We start from the raw sequence: 22492 nt of genomic DNA, 5'->3' as shown, positions 1-22492 counted from the left end.
GCAGTTCGGAGTACCCACCGTGACAGTTCTCTTCGGTCAACTCTTCACCGGCATCAGCATCGGCGCGGTGCTGCTGCTCATCGCGCTCGGCCTCGCGCTGACCTTCGGCCAGATGAACGTGATCAACATGGCGCACGGTGAGTTCATCATGGCCGGTGCGTACACCACCTACGTGCTCCAGCAGAGCATCACCGGCGCCGGCGCGTCGCTGCTGGTCGCGCTGCCGGTGGCGTTCGTGGTCGCCGGCACCATGGGCGTCCTGCTGGAGGTGCTGCTCATCCGCCGGCTCTACGCCCGGCCACTGGACACCCTGCTGGTCACCTGGGGGGTGTCACTGATGTTGCAGCAACTGGCCCGGGACATCTTCGGCAGCCCGAACGTGCAGACCCGCGCGCCCGAGCTGCTCACCGGCAACGTGGCGTTGCCCGGCGGGCTGACCATCGCCAACAACCGGCTGTTCATCCTGGCGCTGGCGTTGACCGCCGTCGCGGCGCTCACCCTGGCGCTGCGGCTCACCCCGCTCGGGCGTCGGATCCGCGCGGTGGTGCAGAACCGCGACCTCGCCGCCGTGTCCGGCATCGCCACCTCCCGGGTCGACCGGACGACCTTCTTCCTCGGCTCCGGCCTGGCCGGGCTCGCCGGGGTGGCCCTCACCCTGCTCGGTCCGATCGGCCCGACCATGGGCACCAACCTGATCATCGACGCCTTCCTGGTCGTCGTGGTCGGCGGGATCGGCCAGCTCAAGGGCAGCGTGATCGTCGCCTTCGCCCTCGGCGTGCTCCAGGCCACCGGGGAGTACCTGACCACCCTCAGCGTCGCCAAGGTGATCGTGTTCGTGGCGATCGTCGCGTTCCTCCAGTGGCGGCCACAGGGCCTGTTCACCCTGCGGACCAGGAGCCTCGCATGACCGCTGTCACCCCCGCCCCGCCCGACACCCCCGAAACACCCAGCACCGCCGTGCGACCGGCCCCGGCCGGGGTCGTACCACCGGGCCGCCGGGACGGCCGCTCACGGCTGCGGGCCCTGGCCGGCTTCGCCTTCGGCGCGGCGCTGCTGTTCGCCGTCGCCCCGCTGGTGCTCTCGGACTTCCGGCTGGCGTTGCTCGCCAAGTACCTCTGCGTCGCCATGGTCGCGATCGGCATCGGCATCGCCTGGGGCCGGGGCGGGATGCTCACCCTCGGGCAGGGCGTCTTCTTCGGCCTCGGCGGCTACGCGATGGCCATGCACCTCAAGCTCGCCGACGCGGGCCCGGGCGGGATGCCGGACTTCATGCAGCTGTACGGGCAACTCGACGAACTGCCGCTGTGGTGGCGACCGTTCGCCAGCCCGTGGTTCGCGCTGCCGGCCACGGTGCTGCTGCCGATGGCTGTCGCCTTCGGGCTCGGGTCGCTTGTCTTCCGCCGCCGGGTGCGCGGCGCGTACTTCGCCATCCTCAGTCAGGCGCTCGCCGCGGCGATGGTGATCCTGCTGATCGGCCAGCAGGGCACCACCGGCGGCACCAACGGGCTGACCGACATCAAGGGCTTCTTCGGCTACGACCTGGACGACCCGGTCAACCAGCGGATGGTCTACTTCATCATCGCCGGCACCCTGCTGGCGTTGCTCGCGCTGACCCGTCAGCTCATCCACAGCCGCTACGGCGAGTTGCTGGTGGCGGTCCGCGACGGTGAGGAACGGGTGCGCTTCCTGGGCTACGACCCGGCGTCGGTCAAGCTGGTGGCGTACGTGGTCGCGGCGGGCATGGCCGGGCTGGCCGGGGCGCTGTTCGTGCCGGCGGTGGGCATCATCTCGCCCGCGCTGATCGGGATCGTCCCGTCGATCGAGTTCGTCATCGGGGTCGCGGTGGGTGGTCGGGCGACACTGCTCGGGCCGGTGCTCGGCGCGGTGGCGGTGGCCTGGGCGCGTACCGCCCTGTCGGAGCGGTTCCCGGGCACCTGGACGTACCTGCAGGGGTTGCTCTTCGTGGTCGTGGTGGCGTTCCTCCCCGGCGGCCTGGCGTCGCTGTGGGCGCTGGCCCGCCGCCGCGACGGCGCCGCGGTGGTGCGCCGACGGCAGTGGTCGCCGCTGGGCCGACGACGGGCCGAACGGGCGGAGGTGCCGGCGCGATGAGTGGCGAGCGGTTGGACGGGTTGTCCGTCCGGGACGTCCGGGTCAGCTTCGACGGTTTCACCGCCGTCGACGGCGTTTCGTTGGAGGTGCCGGCCGGCGACATCCGGTTCCTGATCGGGCCGAACGGGGCCGGCAAGACCACCCTCGTCGACGCGATCACGGGGCTGGTCCGGGCCGCCGGCTCGGTCCGCTTCGGCGACGACGAGCTGCTCGGCCGGCCGGTGCACAAGATCAGCCGGCTCGGCATCGGACGGACGTTCCAGACCTCGACGATCTTCGAGGAGCTGTCGGTGTTGCAGAACCTCGACATCGCGGCGGGTGCCCGGCGCAGCCTGGCGACCCTGGCCCGCCGCCGCCGGGGCGTCCCCGACGAGGTGGCCGCCGCCCTGGAGACGATCGGGCTGGCCGACCGCGCCGCACACCTCGCCGGGACGCTCGCGCACGGTCAGAAACAGTGGCTGGAGATCGGCATGCTGCTGGTGCAGGACGCGCGGCTGCTGCTGCTGGACGAGCCGGTCGCCGGGATGAGCCACGAGGAACGCGACGCCACCGGCGAGCTGTTGGAGGCGGTCAGCCGGGACCGCACGGTGGTGGTGATCGAGCACGACATGGACTTCCTCCGTCGGTTCGCGCGCAGCGTCACCGTGCTGCACGCCGGTCGGGTGCTCAGTGAGGGCACTGTGGCGCAGGTCCAGGCGGACCCACGCGTGCAGGAGGTCTACCTTGGCCACCCGGTCGACGCCGGGTCGGCCCGTACCGGCCGGGAGGCATGATGCTGACGCTGCGTGGGGTGCACGCCGGGTACGGGCGTTCTCGGGTGCTGCACGGGGTCGACCTCGCCGTCCCGCCCGACGGGGTGGCCGCCGTCCTCGGGCACAACGGTGCCGGCAAGAGCACCCTGCTGCGGGTCGCCGCCGGGCTGCTGCGCCCGAGCGCCGGCACCGTCGAGCTGGACGGCGAGGACGTCACCCGCGCCGGGCCGCACGAGCGGGTGGCGCGGGGGATGGCGTACGTCCCGCAGGGCCAGCAGTGCTTCCCGCACCTGACCGCCGCAGAGAATCTGCGGCTGGTCGCCGACGGCCGGCGCGACGGGGCGGTGGCCACGGCCGAGGTGCTGGACCTGTTCCCGGCGTTGCGGCCGCTGCTGCGGCGTCGGGCCGGGCTGCTCTCCGGCGGCCAGCGCCAGCAACTCGCCATCGCCCGCGCCCTGATCACCCGGCCGCGGCTGCTGATGCTCGACGAACCGACCGAGGGCATCCAGCCGTCGGTGGTCGCGGAGATCCAGGAGCGGATCGCCGAGCTGGCCCGGCAGTCCGGGTTCAGTGTGCTCCTCGTCGAGCAGCACCTGGGCTTCGCGCTGCGGGTGGCAGACCGTTACCACGTGTTGGAGTCCGGCCGGGTCACCTCGCACGGGGACGGGGGTGTCACGGCGGAACGGGACGTCCGGGCGGCCCTGGCGGTCTAGACCGCGCCGTATTGGAGGGACAGCCCGGTGGCGGCCCGGTCGGCGGTGATCTGCATCATGCTGCCCAGCATCGTCGCCCGGTCGGTCACCAGGGCCGTCCCGTCCGGCGCGTAGGTGATCCGGTCGCTGACCAGCACCGGGGCACCCTCGGCCTCGTCCAGGTGCCGGGCCACGTCCGCGCTCAACACCTCCGGCCGGATCGTCTCCGCCGCCCGGGCCACCACCACCCCGAGGTCGGCCAGGGCCGCGTACAACGAGGTGCTGGTGAAGTCCACGTCGTGCAGGCGGTTCGCGTGCGGCTCGCGTACCCAGGAGACCTGGTGGATGGCGCGGCGGCCGGCGAACGCGCGGACCCGCTCGAGGCGCAGGCCCGTCTCGGCCTCGGCGACCCGCAGCCGGGCCGCGACGCGCGAGGGCAGGCGGCGCTGCGCGCGGGAGATGACCGTCGTGCGGACCTCGTGGCCCTGCTCGCGCAGGTCGTCGCCGAAGCTCCGCAACGACCCCAACTGGTACGCCGCGTGCGACGGTGTGACGAAGGTGCCCTTGCCGGGCTGCTGGACGATCAGCCCTTCGACGCTCAGCTCGCGCAGGGCCTGGCGCAGTGTCATCAGGGTGACGCCGTACGCCGTGCTCAGCTCGCGTTGCGCGGGCAGTGCCTCGCCTGGCGCGTAGTGACCGTCGCGGATCTTGGCGGCGAGGTCGGCGGCGATGGCCCGATAGCGTGCCACTGGTCCGCCTCCCGACGCGTCGACTGTCCGCTCCCGTCATCGACGGCCACCGCCGATCATCGCACGGGGGCCACCAGGGGCAGCGCGGCCCGCAGCGACGCCACGAACGCGCCGACCTCGGCGGGGCTGGCCCCGTCGAGGATGCGCCGCATGACTGCCGCCCCGACGATGACTCCGTCGGCGACCTCCGCCGCCTCGGCCGCCTGTTCCGGGGTGGAGATGCCGAAGCCCAGCAGTACGGGGAGGTCGGTGACCTGCTTGAGCCGAGCGGCGAGCGTGACGGCGGACGGTGCGAGCCGATCGCGTTCGCCGGTCGTGCCCATGATCGAGACGGCGTACACGAAGTTCCGGCTGCGCCGGCCGATCTCGGCGAGCCGGTCGTCCGGCGTGGCGGGGGAGGCGAGCAGACTCACCTGGACACCCGGCACGTTCAGCCCGGCCAGCTCGTCGAGGGGCAGGTCGGGCACGATCAGGCCGGTCACTCCGGCCGCCGTCAACGCGTCGCCGAAACCCGGCCGCAGCGCGATGTTGGCGTACGTGCTGGCGACCAGGGGGATGCCGACCCGCGCTGCGGCGAGGTCGTCCAGGACCGACGCGGGCGTCGTGCCCCGGGCGAGCGCCGCGTCCGAGGCCGCCTGGATGGTGCGACCGTCCACCGTGGGGTCGGAGAACGGAAGTCCGACCTCGACCAGGTCGGCTCCGGCGTCCTCGAAGGCGTTCAGGTACTCCGTCCAGCCCGGCACGATCCCGCCGGTGATGTAGGGCATCAGCAGCTTCATCCGAGATCCGCCTCCGCGATCAGCGTGGTCACGTCCTTGTCGCCGCGCCCGGACAGGGTGACGAGCACCGTCGACCCGCTCGGCAGCTCCGGCGTGCCGGCGGCGCGGACGACCCAGGCGACCGCGTGGGCCGACTCGATGGCGGGCAGCACGCCCTCCGCCCGCGCCAGCCGGATCGCGGCCGCCACCGCCTCCCCGTCGGAGACGGTGACGTACCGGGCGCGTCCCAGATCGCGCAGGTACGCGTGCTCGGGCCCGACGCCCGGGTAGTCCAGCCCGGCCGCGATCGAGTGCGCCTCCTTGATCTGCCCGTGCTCGTCCTGGAGGAACAGCGACTGGAAGCCGTGCAGCACCCCGATCTCGCCGTTCGACGCGCCGGAGCCGCCCTCGGCCTCCACCCCGACGAGCTTCGCCGATGTCTCGACGAACCCGGCGAACGTGCCCGCCGCGTTGCTGCCGCCGCCGACGCAGGCGACCACGTAGTCGGGGGTGGCGGTGGGCAGGTCGGCCGCGCACTGCCGCCGGGCCTCGTCACCGATGACGCGCTGGAACTCGCGGACCATCAGGGGATAGGGGTGCGGTCCGATGACCGAGCCCACGCAGTAGTACGCCTCGTCGACGTCCGTCACCCAGTGGCGCATGGCCTCGCTCGTGGCGTCCTTCAGCGTTCGGCTCCCGCTTGTCACCGGAACGACCTCGGCGCCCAGCAGCCGCATGCGGAAGACGTTGTGCGCCTGGCGTTCCACGTCGCGTTCGCCCATGAACACCGTCACCGGCAGACCCAGCAGGGCACCGGCCGTCGCCGTCGCGACGCCGTGCATTCCCGCCCCGGTCTCGGCGATCAGGCGGGTGCGCCCCATGCGCCGGGCCAGCAACGCCTGCCCGAGCACATTATTGATCTTGTGCGAGCCGGTGTGCGTCAGGTCCTCCCGTTTGAGCAGCACCGTCACGCCGAGTTCGGCCGACAGTCGCAGGGCCGGCGTCAGGGGCGTCGGCCGTCCCACGTGCGCCGACAGCAGCGCGGCGAGGCTGCCGCGGAACCCGGGGTCGGCCCACGCCTCGGAGAAGGCCTCGGCGACGGCCTCGCAGGCGGGGATGAGGGACTCCGGCACGTACCGCCCGCCGTAGCTGCCGTACCGCCCGGACACGACCGCCGACCGCACTGTTATAGAACTCATGCCACTGTTATAGAACAGTTCGGTCTACCCTGGCAACAGGGGACGCGCCGCGTCGTCCGCCGACAGGCCTCGGGGAGCCGGTACGCTTCGTAGAATTCCTGCCATGCCGGAGATCGTCGAGTTGCTGGCCTCGCCCGTGCACCGCTTCCTGGGTCGGCCCGCCGACGGCCCCGCACCGGCCCCATCCGGCGAGCTGGTCGGCGCCGTCCGGATCCGGGCCGGCCTCGGCATCGTCGGCGACAGGTACTTCGGTCAACAGGCACACCGCGACGCCAGCGTCACGGTCATCGCCCAGGAGTCGCTGCCGGTCGGCATCGGCCTGACCGAGGTGCGGCGGAACATCCTCACCACCGGGATCGCCGTGGACGAGCTGATCGGCAGAGTCCTGGTCCTGGACTCCGGCGACGGCCCGGTCAGCCTGCGGGTCAACCGGGCGGCCCGGCCGTGCGCCTGGATGGACGTCACCGTCGGCCCGGGGGCGTGGAAGGCGCTGCGGACCACCGGCGGCATCCGCTGCACGCCCCTCACCGACGGCACCCTGCGCATCGGCCCGCTCGACGCCACCGTGACCTGAGGACGCCAGCTCGGTCAGACCGCGCTGATGTGCGCGGCCAGGACCCGCCAGCCGTGCGGGTCGTCGTGGACCCACGTCCTGGTGTAGCGCAGCCGGGCCGTGGCCGCCGCACCGTCGAAGACGCCGGACACCCGGCCCACGAAGAACGTCACCCCGGTTTTGCCGACGACGAGCAGGTCCAACTCCTCCTCCACCAGCTCCTCGACGACCGAGCGACGGTCCCGGTAGGCGGCCAGGTCATCCTGCTTGGTGTACGTACGCCCGTCCGGGCCGACGGCGATCAGCTGGTCGACGAGCAACTGGTCGAGGGCGGCGACGTCGCCGGCCCGTTGGGCGGCCTGCAGGGTGCGCTCGGCGTCGAGCAGCTCGGCCTCGCGTGCGCTGTCCGGCATCGTGCCGTCCTCCCGGTCGGGTCCTACCCGGTCTCGATCGAGCCGGGCCGTCCGAATTGTGGCAGCCCACCCGACCCGGGCCCAGCGGGGATCGCCGCCGACCCTCACAGACTCAGACGAATCCGTACGACGGTCTCGCCGGGGAGGCTGAGCACGGCGACCTCGTCACAGATCTGCTCCACGATCGCCAGCCCGCGACCCCGGACCGAGTCGGTGGCCGGCATGCTCCGGCCGAGCGTCCGCGTCGGCCCGTGGTCGACCACGTCGCAGAAAAGCTGGCCCGGCTCGGCCCAGAGCCGGACCCAGCCGCCGCCGGTGGTGTGCTGCAACGTGTTGCTGGCCAGCTCGCTGACCGCGAGCGTCAACAGCTCCACCCGCTCGGGCGACAGGCCGCGGGCCAGCGCCCCGGCGTTGACGAACGCGCGCAGCGCTCGTACGTCGGTCGCGACCTGATACGACATGGTGTCCGCGGTGTGGGTGGGGACGATCTGCTCGGCCACGGCCTCCCGTCGCTCGCCCGGCATCAGCCCACCCGGTGCGGCTGCCCGGCCAGCGGCACCGCGATCCACGCGGGTGTCGTGGGCGGACGAGCCTCGAAGTGCGCCATCGGGCAGCGGGAACCCTTCTCGTAGCTGTTGTCGCCACATCATGTCACCCACTGACCCCTTGACCGTCTCGTCCGTTCGGCGGTTGATCACCTGCGGGCCGGTATGACCGGCCTCGCCGGTCCGGTGGGGCAGTCGCGTCAGGGGGCCGCGTCGAAGGCGATGGACTCGCTCAACTCCCGCCACCGCGCGTCGGACGCGGCGAGGGCCTCGGCGGCCGCGTGGGCGGCGGCCACGGCGTCGGCGCCGAGCAGCAACCGCAGCGGCGGGTCGTCGACCCGGGTGATTCGGATGATCGCCTGGGCGGCGCGGACCGGGTCGCCCGGCTGGGTGCCGTTGGCCTGGCGCAGCCGCTGCACGGCCGGGTCGATGACCAGCCGGTACGGTTCGCTGACCGGCAGGGCGCTCATCGACGAGCCGGCCCAGTCGGTGCGCAGCCCGCCCGGCTCGACGTTGGTGATCCGGATCCCGAACGCCTCGACCTCCCGGGCGAGCACCGCGGAGAAGCCGCTGACCGCCCACTTGGCGGCCTGGTACGCGCCCAGACCCGTGCTCGCGACCCGACTGCCGACACTGGAGATCTGCACGATGTGCCCGCGCTCCTGCTCGCGCATCACGGGCAGGGCGGCCCGGGACAGGTTGACCACGCCGAAGAAGTTCGCCTCGATCTGCGCCCGGAAGTCGTCCTCCGACATGTCCTCGATCGCGGCGACGTCGGCGTACCCGGCGTTGTTGACCAGGATGTCCAGCCGGCCGAACGTGTCCACGGCGGTGCGGACGGCGGCGCGGGCGGCGGAGGGGTCGTTGACGTCGAGGGCCACCGCGCGGATCTGGTCACCGTGCCTGTCGACCAGGTCGGCGAGCTGTGCCGGGTTGCGGGCGGTGGCCACCAGGTGGTCGCCGTCGGCCAGGACCGCCTCGGCGAGGGCGCGGCCGAGACCACGCGAACAGCCGGTGATGAGCCAGACTCGCGGCACGGTGTTCCCTTCGTGTCGGTGGACCGTTCGCCGTCAGGGACGGATGTCCAGAGCGCCGATCAGCCCGTCGCGCAGCGTGAATCGGTACCGCAACTCGACCGGGCTGCCGGGGAAGTCGCCGGTCAGCCGGGTGAGAGCCAGGTACGAGTCGCCCGCCTGGGCGTCGACCCGGACCGGCTCGGCGGTGTACGAGTAGGCGTCCATCGTCTTCTGTCGCCAGGCGCGGATCGAGGCCCGCCCGTCGTACAGCCGGTCCTCGTCGGCGACGCTCGCGGTGTCCGCGAAGCAGGCGACGAAGGTGTCCAGGTCCCGGTCGTTGACGGCCCGGAAGTACCTGTCGATCACCTCGGGCAGGTCGAGGGCCATCTGCTCCTCCTGCGGCACGGGCCGCCGTCGGCAGCCGTCGGGTTCCCGGTCCGACCTCACCGTACGAGACGTGAACCGCACCGCGCGGAGCAACCGGCAGAACGCATCCCGCTCCCGCTGCCGGGTTTGCTGCCGGTGGGCCCGGGTAGCCACGCGTTTCCGAAGGCGAAGGGCGGGGGCATGGCCGAACTGGCGTTCGTCGACAAGGTTGCGGCACGGGCGGGTCTCTCGCCGGAGCAGGCGCGCCCGCTCACCGAGGCGGTCCTGCGGACCCTCACCGAGCGGCTCAGCGGCGGGGAGGCGGGCGCGTTGGCCCCCCACCTGGCCGACGAGCTGAGCCCACTGCTGGTCAAGGCCGCCGAGCCGCCGGAGACGTTCGGCTACGACGAGTTCCTGAGCCGGGTGGCCGACCGCGCCGGGATCGACCGTCCGGCCGCCGAGCGGGGCACCCGGGCGGTGCTCCAGACGATGCACCGGGTGGTCGGGCACCGGGAGTTCGAGGACGCCCTGGCCCAGCTCCCGGCGGACCTGCGGGCACTGGCGCAGCCGCTGCCGCACGGTCCCTGACCGACGCGCGCCTCCTGCGTCGGTGACCGTTCGGTCCCTGGCGCACCGCCACGACACCGGATCTACTGTGCGTTACCGATCGAACGCGCAGTGGCGGTTTCCCCGCGCCCGTCCGCCGGGTCGTCGCCGCTCCGATCAGAGGAGCGTCCCCCTTGGCGTCCATGGTGTCCCCGCGTCCCCTGCTGACCGCAGCGACGACCGTCGTCGCGATGATCACCCTCGCTCCCGCTCCCGCCGTCGCGTCCCCGCACAGCTATCGGGTCGTCGACCTCGGCACCCTGAGCGGAGGTGACGGCGCTGCGACGGCGATGAACGATCGCGGCGACATCGTCGGCTGGAGCACGGTCGCCAGCGGCGCCCGGCACGCCGTGCGGTGGCGCCACGGTGTCATCACCGACCTGGGCGTGCTACCGGGTGACACGGATTCCAGCGCCGTGGACGTCAACGAGTTCGGTGACGTGGCGATCACCTCGTTCGGTTCGGACTACCTGACCCGCGCTGTGCTCTGGCGCGACGGTCAGCTCCACGACCTGGGCACCCTGGGCGGGGAGAACAGTGTGGCAATCGGCGTCAACGACCGGCGGCAGGTGCTCGGCACCAGCGAACCGGCCGGAGACATGCCGCACCGCTTCCTGTGGCGCGACGGGGTCTTCACCGACCTGGGTCGGGAGTACTTCTACGAGTTCACCACCGACTTCAACAACGCCGGCGACGTGGTGGGCGGGTTCAACGTGCCGCCACAGGACTACCCGTGCACCTGCGTCGGTGGCCGGCTGCGCGACGGGGTGTTCACGCAGATCGGCAGCGAGGCCCTCGGGGTCAACAACCGGGGCCAGGTGGTGGGCGCGGCGAACGGCCGGGCGTTCCGCTGGCAGAACGGGACACTGACCGACCTCGGCACGCTCGGTGGCGACTGGAGCCGCGCCACCGCGATCAACGACCGGGGTGAGGTGGTGGGCCGGAGCACCACCACCGCCGCGTGGCACCCGTTCCTCTGGCGCAACGGGTTGATGACCGACCTGACCACCCGGGGCGTGTGGGAGACCGACTCGATCGAGGACATCAACGTCCGGGGCCACCTCGTCGGCGCCCGGGGGAACCGGCCGGTGCTGTTCCGCTGAGTGTCGCTCCTCGCGCGGCGAACGCGTCGGGGCGCGGCCTGACCCGCCGGTCAGACCACGCCCCGTCGTCCTGGGTCAGCCGGTTACCCCGCTACTGACCACCCACTTCTGGTGGGCGCCGCCCGCGTACGTGCCGAGCTGGATCTGGGTGCCGTCGCCGGTGTTACCGCCGGCGGCCTCCATGATCTTGCCGGACTGCGGGTTGCGGATCGACCCGTCGCTCTGTGGTTGCCAGACCTGTGCGCCGGTGCCGTTGCAGGTCCAGAGCTGGATCTTCGTGCCGTTCGCGGTACCGGCGTTGTCCACGTCCAGGCACTTGCCCAACACCCGGTACGTGTCGCCGACCCGCATCCACGACTGGGCCGCGGTGTTGTTGCAGGTCCAGAGCTGGATCTTCGTGCCGTCGGCGGTGCCCGCGTTGTCGACGTCCAGGCACTTGCCGCCGACGCCGGTGATGGTGCCGCCGACGGGCGGTGGCGGGCTGCCCGGGATGGAGTTCAGCGTGTACCACGCCTCGGTGCTCCACAGTGACTGGCCGCTGGTCGAGGTGAACGGGCGCGGGGAGCGCAGGTGCACCACCCGGCCGGCCTTGCGACCGGGCACCGTGAGACTGACCTTCTTGCCGTCCGCGGAGAGGGTGGCCGAGGTGACGGTCAGGGTCTCCTCGTCGATCTTCGGACCGCCGTAGGCCGAGGTGGCCACGTACCGCCACTGCTTGAGCTTGTAGCGCGCGGCCAGCTCGGCGGCGGTCGCCGTCGACACCGGCTGGGTGTACTCCACCTCGAAGCCCGTCGTGGTGGCGCGCATCGCGAGCATCTCGAAGGTGGTGGCGGTGTTCGGGGTGAGCTTCTGCAGGCCGTACGACAGCTTGCCGCTCTGACCCCAGTTGCCGCCGGCGCCGAGCCCGCCGACGTAGATCGCGCCGTCCGGGCCGACGTTTACCTCGGAGACGCCCGCCTCCAGGCCCTGGGTGAGCCGGAACAGGGCGCCCTGGTACTCGCCGTTGACCTTCTCCACATTCGCCCGTTGCAGACCGCCGTACGTCACGTCGCCGATGACGAACTGGCCGGCGTAGCGCCCGCTGGTCAGGTACATCGGTGTGCTGGGGGAGTTGGCGATCTCGTTCTGCGGCATCCACAGCACCGGCGGGGTGACCGTGGCGGTGTCGAACGGACCGGCCGGGTTCGTGTAGTGGTTGAAGAACCGGCCCTGCTTGACGTGCACCAGCTTGGACGAGGGCAGCCAGCCGCCCTGGTTGTCGGTGACGAAGATGCCGCCCTCCGGGCCCCAGCCGATGCCGTGCGGCGTCCGCAGTCCGCCGGCGACGTAGCTGACCGCGCCGGTGTCCTTGTTGACCTTGAGGGTGGTGCCCCGGTTGGTGGCGGGCTGCGGGTTGGTGGTGGCGCCGCCGGAGTTGATCGACACCGACAGGTTCAGGTAGAAGAACCCGTCGGCGTAGAGCAGGCCGAACGCGAACTCGTGGAAGTTGCCGCCGTACGGCCAGGTGGCCACGGTCTCCAGCCGCTCGGCCACCTCGTCGCCGCCGGTGTTGACCAGCCGGGTCAACCGCTGCTTCTCGGTCACGTAGACGACCCCGTCGACGACCTTGAGCCCCATCGGCTCCTTCAAACCGCCGGCGATCTTCTTGGTGGTCACGGTGCCCGGGCTGGTCGACCCGCCGGTGTTGCCGAGGATCCAGACCTCACCGTCCTGCGAGGTGCCGGACTGGTCGCTGCCACCCCAGGTGCTGACGACCAGTCGGCCGTCGGCAAGCCAGTCCATGCCGGTGACCTTCGGCTGGAAGCCGCTGGGCCGCAGGTTGGTAAGCGTGTAGCCGGGGTGCACACCGGTCAGCGGCAGGCCGTCACCGGGGGTGTCGGAGACCCCCTCGCACTCCTTGCGCCCGGGCGCGGTCACCCGGACCACACCGGCGTCCGTGCTCAGCGCCGAGTTCGGTACGACCGCGAAGGTCGACGAGCCGGGCGTCCTCCACTCCAGGGTGATCTGCTGCCCGCCGCCGCGCTCGAAGTGGTCGATGCGCAGCGGGTGCAGACCGGCGGTGAGGGTGACCGTGCCCTCCTTGGGCGGGGTCGCGCCGTGCAGACCGTCATGGTTGATCACCACGGCGTTGTCGATCGTCAGCTTGGATCCGTCGTCACTGCTGAGCCGGAAGGTGTAGCTGCCGGCCTGGGTGGTGGTGATGTTGCCGAGCACCTGCGAGACGAAGTTGTCCTCGAAGCCGAAGTCGGCCGCCGAGGTCCAGTTGATTGTGGACATCAGCTTGTCCACGTTGGGGGTCTGGGCGGGCTTGAGGGTGCACAGCTCGGAGAGCGGCACCTGCACGTCGAAGACGCGCAGCGTGACGCCCGGCTCCTGCGCGGGGGCGGCGGTGGCGGGGACGGCCCAGAGGCCGGCGGCGAGGACGAGTGCCAGCGCACCCAGGACGGGATGGTGGATCCGGCGTAGCAGGCGTGTGCCCATCGTTCCTCCAGGAGGCAGTGGAGTGTCCGACGGCCGGCGCGGATCAGCGGTGAGGGTGACCGTCGGGCCCGGCTCCGTAACGTCCTCGACGCCGACGAGTGACAATGCGGAAACACCGGGTTGATGGGTCGAGACATTAAGGCGTTTCGATTGGAGTGTCCATGGCTTCGCCTCGATACATCAAAAGTTTCCTATGTCCGTGCGAAAGTTCGTGACGGTACGCGGATAATGCCCGGATAGCGCGGGCGTCTACCTCCGTCCACGCCCCGTCGGACCGTCGGGCCGACGACGGGCTGCCACCAGCACGATCGCCGAGACCACGACGACGATCAGGGCCGGGATCAGCCAGGCCGGGAACCCGCCGCCGCGTTGCTCCTCGGTGGCGCCGGCCGGTGGGCTCGCCGGTGCGTCGGTAGGGTAGATGGCGCTGCCGGTGGCACCAGGGCTGGCAGCTCCCTCGCTCTCGGCCTGGGCGACGAGCGCCGGGTCCGGCCCCGCCGTGGGTGCCGACCAGCCGGCCGGGGCAGCCGTTGCCGCACCCTGGTAGTCGAAGGTCACCTCGCCCCGCACCGCCTCACCGTCGGAGGCGACCGAGAGGTAGCTGGCGGTGTAGCGGCCCTTCGCCGGCCAGTGCGCGACGGTGACCAGGGCCGGGAAGCCGGTGTGGTAGAGCCGTGGCTCGAACACGCCGTTGACCATGAAGTACTCGGTGACCGGCTTGTCCAGCCGCTTCGGCTCGCCGTGGGACCAGCCATTGTCCACCCGCGACCCGTCCGGCCCGCTGATGGTGAAGTGCGCGTTGGAGGCCGGCTTCTCGGTGAAGTACAACGCCAACTGGCCCAGCGGCTCGCGGACGACGGTGCCCTTCAGCGGCGTGGACGTCGCCAACTGGCCGTGCGCGGACGCCGGGGCGACCGGCAGCAGCAGCGACACCGCCAGGGTCACCACCAGCGCCAGCGCGACACGAGCCGAGACCTTACCCACAGTGACGAGCTTCGATTGCATTCGTTCATCATGGTCATGTCCCCGGCACCGAACAAGACGTAGAGTTCACCTCCCCGACGATCACCCCGACACCCGTCCCCCCGCGTCGTTCGGAGTCCGCCCGTGTTCCTCCGTACCCCCGCCGCCCGCACCCCCGTCACCCTCGCCGCCGCGACCCTCGCCGTCCTGCTCCTGGCCGGTTGCGGGCAGGACGACGACCCCTCGGTGGCCGCCCCCTCGACGACGGCGACGTCCCTCGCCCCGTCGAACGCGCCGGCCCCGACAGTCACCGCCGTACCCAGCGCGTCCGCAAGCACCGTGGCGGTGGACCACCAGATCACCGTGACGATCGCGAAGAAGCGCGTCGATCCGCCGACCGGTCGGGTCACCGTCGGTAAGGGCAAACTGGTCCGGATCACCGTCACCTCCGACGTGGCCGACGAACTGCACGTGCACGGCTACGACCTGGGCGCCCGGCTGCCGGCCGGCACACCCGGTTCGGTGGAGTTCCGGGCCGACCAGACCGGACTGTTCGAGGTGGAGACGCACGACTCCGAGCTGGTCCTGTTCCAGCTCGTCGTCCGCTGAACGACATGACGGCCGCCCCCACCGTGCTGGCACACGGCGTGGGTGGCCGTCAGGACCTGCCGATCACGCTGCCGCAGTTGGTCGTCGCCGCCGCGCTGACGCTCGTCGTCACGTTCCTCGCGCTGGGTCTGCTCTGGCGCGAACCCCGGCTCGACCGGGACGCGGCAGGCGGCCGGCCGGTGTCGCGCCAGCTCGCCCGCCTCGTCGACGCGCAGGCGTTCCGGTGGGTGCTGCGCGGGCTCGGCCTGCTCGCCGCCGCCTGGTTCTGCCTCGGTCTGCTGGGCCCGGACACCGCCGAGAACCCGACCGCCGGGGCGCTCTACGTGCTGCTCTGGGTCGGGCTGGCCCCGCTGTCGTTGCTGCTCGGCCCGGTCTGGCGGATGGTGAACCCGCTGCGTACGGTGCATCTGCTCGGCGCGCTGGCCGCCCGGCGCGACTCGGACCGCGGGCTCCGGGAGCTGCCCGCCAGCGTCGGGTGGTGGCCGGCCGCCGTGACCCTGCTCGGTTTCGTCTGGCTGGAACTGGTCGCCCCCGACCGGGCCACCCTGCCGGTGATCACCGTCTGGCTGACCGGGTACGCGGTGGTCCTGCTGGCCGGCGCGGTGGTGTTCGGCGCACGCTGGTTCGACCACGCCGACCCGTTCGAGGCGTACAGCACCCTGATCGGTCAGCTCGCCCCGATCGGCCGGGCCTCCGACGGCGTCCTGGTGTGGCGTAACCCGCTCGACGGGATCGCCGGCCTGCGCCCCCGCCCCGGGCTGGTCGCCGTGGTGGTCGTGCTGCTCGGCTCGACCATGTACGACAGCCTCTCCAACGCGCCGGGCTGGTTGCGCTTCAGCCAGGAGAACGGCCTGCACCCGGCAGTCACCGGCAGCGCCGGCCTGAGCGCCGTCATCGCCGCCGCCGCGGTGGCGTACCTCGCCGCCACCCGCGCCGCGGCGCGCATCGGTCGCGCCGACGCGGCCGACGCCCGCGCGGTGCCGGGCGAGATCGCCCACTCCATCGTGCCGATCGCCGTGGGGTACGTGGTGGCGCACTACTATTCGCTGCTGATCCTGGAGGGTCAACGCACCGTCGCGCTGCTCTCCGACCCGCTCGGCACCGGCGCCAACTGGCTCGGCACCGCCGACTGGGAGCCACACACCGCGCTGGTCACCCCCTCCGGCGTGGCGAGCGTCCAGGTCACCGTCATCATCCTCGGGCACCTGCTCGGCACGCTGCTCGCCCACGACCGCGCCCTGTACCTGTTTCCCCGCGCCCGGGCGGTGGCCGGCCAACTACCCCTGCTCGCGCTGATGGTCGCCTACACCATCGCCGGCCTGCTGCTGCTCTACGCGGGGTAGGGCCGCCCGGCTCGGACCGGTGCGCCATGATGGCCCGTGGACTCCGATCTTCAGCACTACCTCGACGACCTCGTCAGCACCGCCCGGGACGTGCTCGGCACCGACCTCGTGGGCGCGTACGCGGCCGGCTCGGTGGGGCTCGGGGCGTACCAGGCCGGGCGCAGCGACGTGGACGTGGCGCTGCTCAGCGCCGGCCCGCTCACCGAGGCCGCCAAGCGGACGCTCGTCGCCCGGCTGCGGCACGAGGCGCTGCCCTGCCCGGCGCGCGGGCTGGAACTGGTCGTCTACGACCGGGCGCTGGCCGCCTCCGGCACCCCCGAGCCCGGCTTCGAGGTCGAGCTGAACACCGGGGCCGCCATGCCGTTCCGCCGCACCCTCGACCCCGCCGACCGCCCGGCGACGGACGGCCGCTTCTGGTACGGCCTCGACCGCAGCATCCTGCACCAGAGTGGATTCGCACTGCTCGGGCCGCCAGCGGGGGAGGCCTTCGCCGACCTCGCCCCGGCCGACCTGCGCCGGCTGCTCATCGAGGCGCTGACCTGGTGGCTGGCCCTGCCCACCCCGCCGGCCGACCAGCCCGCACCCGGCACCGAGGACGCCGTACTGGGCGCCTGCCGATCGCTGGTGCGCCACCGCGACGGCGTCTGGCTGGCGAAGGTGACGGCCGGCCAGCGACTGATCGACACCGGCGACCCGGCCGAGGTGATCGGTCGGGCGGTCGCCGCCCGGCACGGCGGGCCGCCGCCCACCGGGGCACAGGCCCGAGCCTTCCAACAACGGGTACGCGACGAGATCGCCGGCTAGAAGACCTGTCCTGAGCGGCTGATGAACCGCATGCGTCGCAGATGTTCCGACATCGCTTCGCGGTAGGTCGCCGACGGGGTGATCGGCACCGACGTCGAGGCCGCTGAGTCAATCGAAGCGGCAGCGAAGGCAGTTGGCGTCGACAGCTGTACCGAGTGAGCGCCAGATCGTCCTTCAGATCCCCGGTCAGCGGGTGTCGGTGGTGCAGCACCCGACGGTGCAGCCGCTGTCGCCGTCGACGGCAGGGGAGCGCAAGGCGGCACCGGGGGCGCAGCAGGCGTCCCCGCGCCACGCTTCGCGGCCTTCCTTGACCGCGACCGCGGCGATGATCAGAGCGGCTGCCGGGTCGGCCCACCACCAGCCGAACAGCGAGTTGACGGCCAGCCCGACCAGCAGGACCACCGACAGGTACGTGCACAGCAGGGTCTGCTTGGAGTCCGCGACGGCCGACGCAGAGCCGAGCTCCCGACCCGCGCGCCGCTGCGCGGCCGACAGGACCGGCATCACCGCCAAGGAGACCGCGGCCAGGATCAGGCCGATCGTGGAGTGCCCCGCGCGGTCCGCCCCGATGAGCGCACGGACCGACTCGACGGACACGTACGCGGCGAGGGCGAAGAACGACACCGCGATGACGCGCAGCGCGGCGCGCTCCCGTCGTTCGTGGTCGGGGCCGGAGAACTGCCACGCGACAGCGCTGGCCGAGGCCACCTCGATGACGGAGTCGAGCCCGAACCCGATCAGCGCGGTCGAGGACGCCATCGTCCCGGCGCTGATCGCGACGATCGCCTCGACGACGTTGTAGGTGATGGTCGCGGCGACGAACAGACGGATCCGCCGGACCAGGGTCGCGCGTCGCCCCGGTGTCGGGCCGAGCGACACCAGTGGTAGGGGCGCACCCATCAGCAGCACCCCTCGGACGCGGCGGTCGGGCAGGCGGCGGGATCGACGGCCAGGACAAGGCCGAGCAGATCACCGAGGGCGTGCGCGAGGCGCGTGTCGGCCAGTTCGTACCGGCTGCGGCGCCCCTCGGGTACGGCCACCACCAGGCCACAACCGCGTAGGCATGCCAGATGGTTGGAGAGATTCTGTCGACTGGTACCCAGCAGGTCGGCGAGTTCGGCCGGATAGCCGGGTCCTTCGCGCAACGCGAGCAGGAGCCGGGCGCGGACCGGGTCGGACAGGGCGTGACCGAAACGGGCGAGGACCTGCCCGTGCGTGAGCGTCTCCACGACCGGATCATACATCAGAAGCTGAATAAACCGGATCCTGAACTATTTCCACGCCTACCACCCGCCTCCGCACGATCCAGGGCTTGCGTAACCGCAACTTCTGGTGGTTGGCCGCGGCTTGGCCGGTGCACGGTTGCGCGGGCGGGCACCATCGGCGCTCAGCGGACCGGGCGGGACTCCAGCGAGGCGAAGAGCAGGTTGAGACCCTCGGTCATGGTCGGGTGGGTGATCACCGCGTCCCGCAGGGCGGTCCACGGCATCCCGGCGAGCATGGCCAGCTGCACCGAGGTGATCACCTCACCGGCCTCGGCGCCGAGCAGCGCCGCGCCGAGGATCCGGTCGGAGCGGGTGTCGACGACCGCCTTCCACATGCCCTGGGTCTGGCGCAGGGTGCGCGCCCGGGGGATGGCGGCGACCGGCAGGTGGGCGACCTGGACGTCGTGCCCGGCGCGACGGGCCTCGGTCTCCGTGAGCCCGACCCGGGCCAGCTCCGGGGTGGTGAAGACGGTGTACGGGATCAGCCGGTCCGCGGTGCTGCGCCGGCCCCCGGCGAGGTTCGCCCGGATGATCCGGTAGTCGTCCAACGAGACGTGGGTGAACTGAGGGCTGCCGGCGACGTCCCCGGCCGCCCAGGTGCGTTCGGCGGTGGTCCGCAGGTGCTCGTCGACCTCCACGAAGCCCCGCTCGCTGAGCCGTACGCCGGCCGCGTCGAGCCCGAGCCCGTCGGTGACCGGTTCCCGGCCGGCCGCCACCAGCACGTCGTCACCGACCACCACGCTGCCGTCGTCGAGCGTCACCCGGAGCGAGCCGTCGGCGTCCCGGTCGACCCGCGCCGCCGCCACCCCCACCCGGACGTCGATGCCGTCATCGAGGAAGACCCGCATCACCGCGTCGCTCACGTCGGGATCCTCGCGGGTGAGCAGCCGTGGACCGCCCTCGACAAGTGTCACCGCGCTGCCGAACAGCGCGAACATCTGCGCGAACTCGACCCCGACGGTGCCGCCACCGAGCACCACCAGCCGGGCCGGCAGCCGGTCCAGGTGCAGCAACTCGTCGCTGGTGAGCACCTCGGCCTCGGCCATCCCGGGCACTGACGGCAGATGGGGGCGGGTACCCGTGTTGATCACCACGTCGTTTCCGCGCAGCAGCCGTTCGCCGCCGTCGGCGAGCGCCACCCGTACCGTCCGTGGGCCGACGAACCGGGCTTCACCGATCACCAGGTGCAGGCCGGAGTCGAGGAACTGCTGCCGGTTGGCCGCGACCATCCCCTCGACCACGTCCTGCTTGTGCGCGCGCAACAGGTCGATGTCGACCCGGCCGCCCTGCACCGTCAGACCGAGCGCCGACGCGTCCCGCAGTTGGCGGGCGGCCCGCGCGCTCGTCACCAGCGCCTTCGTCGGGATGCAGGCGACGTTGATGCAGCTGCCGCCGATCATGCCGCGCTCCACCATGGCGACCCGCTGCCCGGACCGGGCGACGTCCATACTCAGCGTCTTGCCGGCCTTGCCGCCACCGACGACGAGCAGGTCGAACTCCTCCGGTTGGTCGGTCACCGGGCGCTCCTCTCGGTCACCGGCCAGGCCGGCGGGCCACCGCTGGTGCGCGGCGGCCAGCCCAGCCTGCCAGCTCCGACGTGCGCGGCGCCCCGGTTCCCCGCAGAATCCGCCCCGCCCCCGCCCCCGCCCCCGCCCCCGCCCCCGCCCCCGCCCCCGCCCCCGCCCCCGCGATCTTGCACTTACTGTCCCGGCGTAGCTGGCATTCCGCCCAATTCGACGACCGAAAGTGCAAGATCGACGCGGGTGGGGGCGTTCCTTGCGGCCCGGCGCGGGATCATTGGGGGATGCCTGATCTGCCGCTGCGGTTCCGTGCCCGGGTTCGCCACGAGGCGGATCGCACGTACGCGGTGCTTGTCGAAGGACCCGCCGGGGAGGTGCTGGTCGGCGCCACCGGCAGTCTGCGGACGGTGCGCACTGTGGCACGCGAGGGTGCCGCTCGGCTGTACGGGGTGGCGGCGGAGCAGGTCGACGAGGACCACCTGGAGATGGTGATCCCTCAGCCGCCGTATGGGCGCGACGGGCAGTGGGTGCGCATCATCTCGGCAGGCGAATCGACCGCGCCGGACGACTCGGTCGACCTCGGCATGGCCGGACAGGCGCACTGGTTCGGCCCCGAGGGCGCCTGGTTCGTCACGGTGGCCGGTTCCGGCACCGCCGTCTATCCCAGCGAGTACCTCGACTTCGTCCCGGCTCTCACCGAGGAGGAGGTCGCCGAGCTGCGGAGGTACGTCGCTCGGTCAGCTCGATCTTCCTCGGGAGTGTCCGGGTCGTAGATCGACGGCCGGGCGCGCGACCTTCGGCCGGGCGCGCGACCCTGCCGGACGCTCGGCCCGGGCCCGCGCGGATTCGCTCCGGGCCCGGGTTCGAGCGCTGCTGCGGTCAGTGTCGGGCGGCGCCGTTCTCACTTGGCTGACCGAACGCCAGGAACGGCACGGGCGTCGGCGCGTCGGCGCCGATGTGGCGAGGAAAGGTCGGCTCGGTGTCGTCGGCGCTCGCCTCCCGTGCTGCCATCGACTCGTCCGCCACCGTCTGCTCGTTGTTCGCCTGCTCGGCCGGGGCGCGGTCGCCGTGCACCTGCTCGGCCGAGGGCCGGTCGCCATTGGTCTGTGCTGCCGGGGTCAGGTCGGCGTAGCCGTTCTGGAACGGGCCACGGTCGGCAGGTGCCGGGTCGAGCTGGGCGCGGTCGCCGGCGGCGCGGTCGGCGGCGGCGGGGTCGGCGGGGTCGGCAATCGCGCGGTCGGCGTCCGCGTCGTCCGGGGTGGGTCGCTCGGCGGACCGCCTGTCGACGTCGGTGCGGTCGACGGTGAGCCGTTCGACGCCCACCCGCTCGGGGGCGGGGCGGTCCGCGCTGGAACGGGAGCCGACCATCGGGTACTCAGCGGTCTCCGTACCGCCGGCTGCCGCGGCCATGACCGCGGCGGCGGCGAGGTCGGCCACCCGCTTCGCCTCCCGCTGTACGCGGGCGCGGACCTCCTTGGCGTGCCGCTCGGCGGAGTCCCCGGCGCGGCGGGCCTCGTCCAGTCGGGCGCTCTCGGCGGTCAGGTCGCGGCGGACCTCGCTGAGCCGCTGCTGCATCCGGGACAGCTCGTTCTCCAGCGTCTCACCCTCCTGGCGGATCTCGGTGAGCTGCTGGCGGCCGGTCTCCAGCTCGGTGTGCAGCTCGGCGGCCTCCTGCCGGCGTTCCTCAAGCTCCTTCTGTAGGGCGGCGAGCTGCTGCTGGTGGCTGGCGGCCTGCTCGTCGGCGCGGTTGCGCAGCTCGGTGACGTGCTGTTGCGCCTCGGCCAGCAGCGCGGCGATCTGCTGCTCGGTCGCGCTGCGCTCCTCGGCCAACTCCTGCTCGGCGGCGGCCTGCTGCTCGGCGATGTCCCGCTCGGCGGCGGTACGCCGTTCATTGACCTCGCGCTCCACGTTGGCCTGCCACTGGGCCATCTCCTGCTGGTTCTTGGAGCGGGCCGACTGGAGTTCCTGCTGGATCTGGGTACGGGCCGACTTCATCAACGCGTCGGCGGCGACCCGGGTCTGGTTGAGCTGCTGCGCGCTCTGCTCGGTGATCCGCTTGGCCTCGTGCTGGGCGCGCTCGTGCGCGGCCTCACCGTCGGCCCGCAACTGCTCGGCGTGCTCGCGGATCGCGGTCAGCTCGGCCTCGGCCAGGGCGCGCCGCTCCTCGTGCGCCTGCTCCTGCTCGGACCGCCGGGTGGCCAGCTCCTCCGACAGGTCCTGACGTGCCTGCGCGGCCCGCTCACGGGTGTCGGCGAGGATCCGCTCGGCTTCGCCGCGCAGCTCGTTCGCGCGGTCGGTGGCCGACTCGGTGATGATCCCGGCCTGCTTCTCGGCGAGCGCCATGATCTCGCCGACCATCGGGCCCAGGTCATGGAACGAGGCGCGGTCCACCTGCACGGGTTGCTCCTGAAGCTCGGCCAGCTCGGCACGCAGCCGCTGCACCTCGGCGGTCAACTCTCGGACGCGGACGGCGGACTGTCCATGCTCGCGGCTCAGCATCGCGATCTGGCTGTCGAGCTGCTCCAGGTGACGGTCCACCTGGCGTTTGTCGTAACCGCGCAGGGCGAGCTCGAAGCTCGGCCGGGAGGCCGCATCGTCGCGTGCTGCGTTCGGCTCAGCGCCGATGGACATGCACCATCCTCCGTA

24 protein-coding genes are annotated in these 22492 nt (G+C 72.2%); 11 read left to right on the top strand and 13 right to left on the bottom strand.

The genetic code is table 11. The features are described 5' to 3' along the window. Positions 1-19: 19 nt before the first annotated feature. Genes urtB through urtE form a run of 4 tightly spaced genes read left to right on the top strand, consistent with a single transcriptional unit; the run spans position 20 to position 3574 of the window. Positions 20-907 carry an urea ABC transporter permease subunit UrtB gene (gene urtB / locus AB0C15_RS17875; RefSeq protein WP_357353152.1) on the top strand — a complete coding sequence of 296 codons (888 nt, stop codon included), beginning with the start codon at positions 20-22 and terminating at the stop codon, positions 905-907. Then, entirely contained in the window at positions 904-2109 is a 1206-nt protein-coding gene (gene urtC, locus AB0C15_RS17870; protein ID WP_357353150.1) for an urea ABC transporter permease subunit UrtC, read from the top strand. The genes urtB and urtC overlap by 4 nt, the downstream gene beginning before the upstream one ends. After that, positions 2106-2882 carry an urea ABC transporter ATP-binding protein UrtD gene (gene urtD, locus AB0C15_RS17865; RefSeq protein WP_357353148.1) on the top strand — a complete coding sequence of 259 codons (777 nt, stop codon included), beginning with the start codon at positions 2106-2108 and terminating at the stop codon, positions 2880-2882. Before urtC ends, urtD begins: the two co-directional genes overlap by 4 nt. After that, complete coding sequence (gene urtE / locus AB0C15_RS17860; protein ID WP_357353146.1) at positions 2882-3574, top strand: urea ABC transporter ATP-binding subunit UrtE; 693 nt, start codon at positions 2882-2884, stop codon at positions 3572-3574. The genes urtD and urtE overlap by 1 nt, the downstream gene beginning before the upstream one ends. Here the strand turns inward: urtE and AB0C15_RS17855 are convergent. From AB0C15_RS17855 to trpB, 3 genes are read right to left on the bottom strand one after another with little or no spacing between them, the layout of a single operon-like run. Further along, entirely contained in the window at positions 3571-4302 is a 732-nt protein-coding gene (locus tag AB0C15_RS17855; RefSeq protein WP_357353144.1) for a GntR family transcriptional regulator, read from the bottom strand. The genes urtE and AB0C15_RS17855 overlap by 4 nt on opposite strands. A gap of 56 nt (positions 4303-4358) precedes the next feature. After that, positions 4359-5081 (bottom strand): tryptophan synthase subunit alpha, encoded by a 723-nt coding sequence (trpA, locus tag AB0C15_RS17850; protein WP_357353142.1) that lies wholly within the window; start codon positions 5079-5081, stop codon positions 4359-4361. Further along, entirely contained in the window at positions 5078-6259 is a 1182-nt protein-coding gene (gene trpB, locus AB0C15_RS17845) for a tryptophan synthase subunit beta (protein WP_357353140.1), read from the bottom strand. Before trpB ends, trpA begins: the two co-directional genes overlap by 4 nt. A 103-nt stretch (positions 6260-6362) precedes the next feature. On the opposite strand from trpB, the gene AB0C15_RS17840 reads away from it, so the two are divergent. Next, on the top strand, positions 6363-6833 hold the full coding sequence (locus AB0C15_RS17840) for a molybdenum cofactor biosysynthesis protein (RefSeq protein ID WP_357353138.1): 471 nt from the start codon (positions 6363-6365) through the stop codon (positions 6831-6833). Positions 6834-6847: 14 nt separating this feature from the next. Here AB0C15_RS17840 and AB0C15_RS17835 read toward each other — a convergent pair whose 3' ends face one another. The 4 genes from AB0C15_RS17835 to AB0C15_RS17820 all read right to left on the bottom strand — a co-directional run bounded on the left by AB0C15_RS17835 (position 6848) and on the right by AB0C15_RS17820 (position 9173). Beyond that, positions 6848-7225, bottom strand: coding sequence for a nuclear transport factor 2 family protein (locus AB0C15_RS17835; protein ID WP_357353135.1), 378 nt, complete (start codon positions 7223-7225; stop codon positions 6848-6850). 104 nt (positions 7226-7329) lie between these two features. Continuing rightward, positions 7330-7749: an ATP-binding protein gene (locus tag AB0C15_RS17830; RefSeq protein ID WP_357353133.1), complete on the bottom strand. Its 420-nt coding sequence runs from the start codon at positions 7747-7749 to the stop codon at positions 7330-7332. Positions 7750-7970: 221 nt separating this feature from the next. After that, the gene (locus AB0C15_RS17825; protein ID WP_357353131.1) at positions 7971-8807 is read right to left on the bottom strand and encodes an oxidoreductase; all 837 of its coding nucleotides are present in this window, start codon (positions 8805-8807) and stop codon (positions 7971-7973) included. A 33-nt stretch (positions 8808-8840) separates the two neighbouring features. Then, positions 8841-9173 (bottom strand): nuclear transport factor 2 family protein, encoded by a 333-nt coding sequence (locus tag AB0C15_RS17820; protein WP_357353129.1) that lies wholly within the window; start codon positions 9171-9173, stop codon positions 8841-8843. 180 nt (positions 9174-9353) lie between these two features. Between AB0C15_RS17820 and AB0C15_RS17815 the strand changes: the two genes are divergently transcribed. Next, positions 9354-9740 carry a DUF2267 domain-containing protein gene (locus tag AB0C15_RS17815; protein WP_357353127.1) on the top strand — a complete coding sequence of 129 codons (387 nt, stop codon included), beginning with the start codon at positions 9354-9356 and terminating at the stop codon, positions 9738-9740. Between the two features lie 161 nt (positions 9741-9901). After that, on the top strand, positions 9902-10861 hold the full coding sequence (locus AB0C15_RS17810) for a hypothetical protein (protein WP_357353310.1): 960 nt from the start codon (positions 9902-9904) through the stop codon (positions 10859-10861). A gap of 75 nt (positions 10862-10936) precedes the next feature. Here the strand turns inward: AB0C15_RS17810 and AB0C15_RS17805 are convergent, their stop codons facing one another. Both AB0C15_RS17805 and AB0C15_RS17800 read right to left on the bottom strand, forming a co-directional pair. Beyond that, positions 10937-13342, bottom strand: a complete 2406-nt coding sequence (locus AB0C15_RS17805) for a ricin-type beta-trefoil lectin domain protein (RefSeq protein ID WP_357353125.1) — start codon at positions 13340-13342, stop codon at positions 10937-10939. Between the two features lie 249 nt (positions 13343-13591). Beyond that, positions 13592-14347 (bottom strand): copper resistance protein CopC, encoded by a 756-nt coding sequence (locus AB0C15_RS17800; RefSeq protein WP_357353123.1) that lies wholly within the window; start codon positions 14345-14347, stop codon positions 13592-13594. A gap of 102 nt (positions 14348-14449) precedes the next feature. On the opposite strand from AB0C15_RS17800, the gene AB0C15_RS17795 reads away from it, so the two are divergent. From AB0C15_RS17795 to AB0C15_RS17785, 3 genes are read left to right on the top strand one after another with little or no spacing between them, the layout of a single operon-like run. Further along, positions 14450-14914, top strand: a complete 465-nt coding sequence (locus AB0C15_RS17795; protein WP_357353121.1) for a hypothetical protein — start codon at positions 14450-14452, stop codon at positions 14912-14914. A gap of 5 nt (positions 14915-14919) precedes the next feature. Beyond that, positions 14920-16257 carry a hypothetical protein gene (locus AB0C15_RS17790; protein ID WP_357353119.1) on the top strand — a complete coding sequence of 446 codons (1338 nt, stop codon included), beginning with the start codon at positions 14920-14922 and terminating at the stop codon, positions 16255-16257. A 36-nt stretch (positions 16258-16293) separates the two neighbouring features. Further along, a complete protein-coding gene (locus AB0C15_RS17785) occupies positions 16294-17061 on the top strand; it encodes a nucleotidyltransferase domain-containing protein (RefSeq protein ID WP_357353117.1) in 768 nt (255 codons plus the stop codon). Between the two features lie 186 nt (positions 17062-17247). On the opposite strand, the gene AB0C15_RS17780 is transcribed toward AB0C15_RS17785, so the two are convergent. The 3 genes from AB0C15_RS17780 to AB0C15_RS17770 all read right to left on the bottom strand — a co-directional run bounded on the left by AB0C15_RS17780 (position 17248) and on the right by AB0C15_RS17770 (position 19843). Beyond that, positions 17248-17961 (bottom strand): cation transporter, encoded by a 714-nt coding sequence (locus tag AB0C15_RS17780; protein ID WP_357353115.1) that lies wholly within the window; start codon positions 17959-17961, stop codon positions 17248-17250. Then, a complete protein-coding gene (locus tag AB0C15_RS17775; protein ID WP_357353113.1) occupies positions 17961-18305 on the bottom strand; it encodes a metalloregulator ArsR/SmtB family transcription factor in 345 nt (114 codons plus the stop codon). Before AB0C15_RS17775 ends, AB0C15_RS17780 begins: the two co-directional genes overlap by 1 nt. A 143-nt stretch (positions 18306-18448) precedes the next feature. Further along, positions 18449-19843, bottom strand: coding sequence for an FAD-dependent oxidoreductase (locus tag AB0C15_RS17770; protein ID WP_357353111.1), 1395 nt, complete (start codon positions 19841-19843; stop codon positions 18449-18451). 287 nt (positions 19844-20130) lie between these two features. Here AB0C15_RS17770 and AB0C15_RS17765 point away from each other — a divergent pair, with 287 nt between their 5' ends. After that, positions 20131-20619, top strand: coding sequence for a hypothetical protein (locus AB0C15_RS17765; RefSeq protein ID WP_357353109.1), 489 nt, complete (start codon positions 20131-20133; stop codon positions 20617-20619). A 106-nt stretch (positions 20620-20725) separates the two neighbouring features. On the opposite strand, the gene AB0C15_RS17760 is transcribed toward AB0C15_RS17765, so the two are convergent. Beyond that, positions 20726-22477 carry a DivIVA domain-containing protein gene (locus AB0C15_RS17760; RefSeq protein ID WP_357353107.1) on the bottom strand — a complete coding sequence of 584 codons (1752 nt, stop codon included), beginning with the start codon at positions 22475-22477 and terminating at the stop codon, positions 20726-20728. Between the last annotated feature and the right edge of the window lie 15 nt (positions 22478-22492).

Origin of the sequence: Micromonospora sp. NPDC048835, assembly GCF_040649995.1 — a bacterium.
GTDB lineage: Bacteria > Actinomycetota > Actinomycetes > Mycobacteriales > Micromonosporaceae > Micromonospora.
This window is presented reverse-complemented; position numbering and strand designations above follow the sequence as displayed.

Coding starts and splice junctions, on each gene's coding strand:
- AB0C15_RS17810 (WP_357353310.1), top strand. CDS start 9,902: ATGGTGTCCCCGCGTCCCCTGCTGACCGCAGCGACGACCGTCGTCGCG.
- AB0C15_RS17780 (WP_357353115.1), bottom strand. CDS start 17,961: ATGGGTGCGCCCCTACCACTGGTGTCGCTCGGCCCGACACCGGGGCGA.
- AB0C15_RS17815 (WP_357353127.1), top strand. CDS start 9,354: ATGGCCGAACTGGCGTTCGTCGACAAGGTTGCGGCACGGGCGGGTCTC.
- AB0C15_RS17820 (WP_357353129.1), bottom strand. CDS start 9,173: ATGGCCCTCGACCTGCCCGAGGTGATCGACAGGTACTTCCGGGCCGTC.
- trpA (WP_357353142.1), bottom strand. CDS start 5,081: ATGAAGCTGCTGATGCCCTACATCACCGGCGGGATCGTGCCGGGCTGG.
- urtC (WP_357353150.1), top strand. CDS start 904: ATGACCGCTGTCACCCCCGCCCCGCCCGACACCCCCGAAACACCCAGC.
- AB0C15_RS17775 (WP_357353113.1), bottom strand. CDS start 18,305: ATGTATGATCCGGTCGTGGAGACGCTCACGCACGGGCAGGTCCTCGCC.
- AB0C15_RS17805 (WP_357353125.1), bottom strand. CDS start 13,342: ATGGGCACACGCCTGCTACGCCGGATCCACCATCCCGTCCTGGGTGCG.
- AB0C15_RS17760 (WP_357353107.1), bottom strand. CDS start 22,477: ATGTCCATCGGCGCTGAGCCGAACGCAGCACGCGACGATGCGGCCTCC.
- AB0C15_RS17800 (WP_357353123.1), bottom strand. CDS start 14,347: ATGCAATCGAAGCTCGTCACTGTGGGTAAGGTCTCGGCTCGTGTCGCG.
- AB0C15_RS17840 (WP_357353138.1), top strand. CDS start 6,363: ATGCCGGAGATCGTCGAGTTGCTGGCCTCGCCCGTGCACCGCTTCCTG.
- AB0C15_RS17790 (WP_357353119.1), top strand. CDS start 14,920: ATGACGGCCGCCCCCACCGTGCTGGCACACGGCGTGGGTGGCCGTCAG.
- urtE (WP_357353146.1), top strand. CDS start 2,882: ATGCTGACGCTGCGTGGGGTGCACGCCGGGTACGGGCGTTCTCGGGTG.
- urtD (WP_357353148.1), top strand. CDS start 2,106: ATGAGTGGCGAGCGGTTGGACGGGTTGTCCGTCCGGGACGTCCGGGTC.
- trpB (WP_357353140.1), bottom strand. CDS start 6,259: ATGAGTTCTATAACAGTGCGGTCGGCGGTCGTGTCCGGGCGGTACGGC.
- AB0C15_RS17835 (WP_357353135.1), bottom strand. CDS start 7,225: ATGCCGGACAGCGCACGCGAGGCCGAGCTGCTCGACGCCGAGCGCACC.
- AB0C15_RS17830 (WP_357353133.1), bottom strand. CDS start 7,749: ATGCCGGGCGAGCGACGGGAGGCCGTGGCCGAGCAGATCGTCCCCACC.
- AB0C15_RS17765 (WP_357353109.1), top strand. CDS start 20,131: ATGCCTGATCTGCCGCTGCGGTTCCGTGCCCGGGTTCGCCACGAGGCG.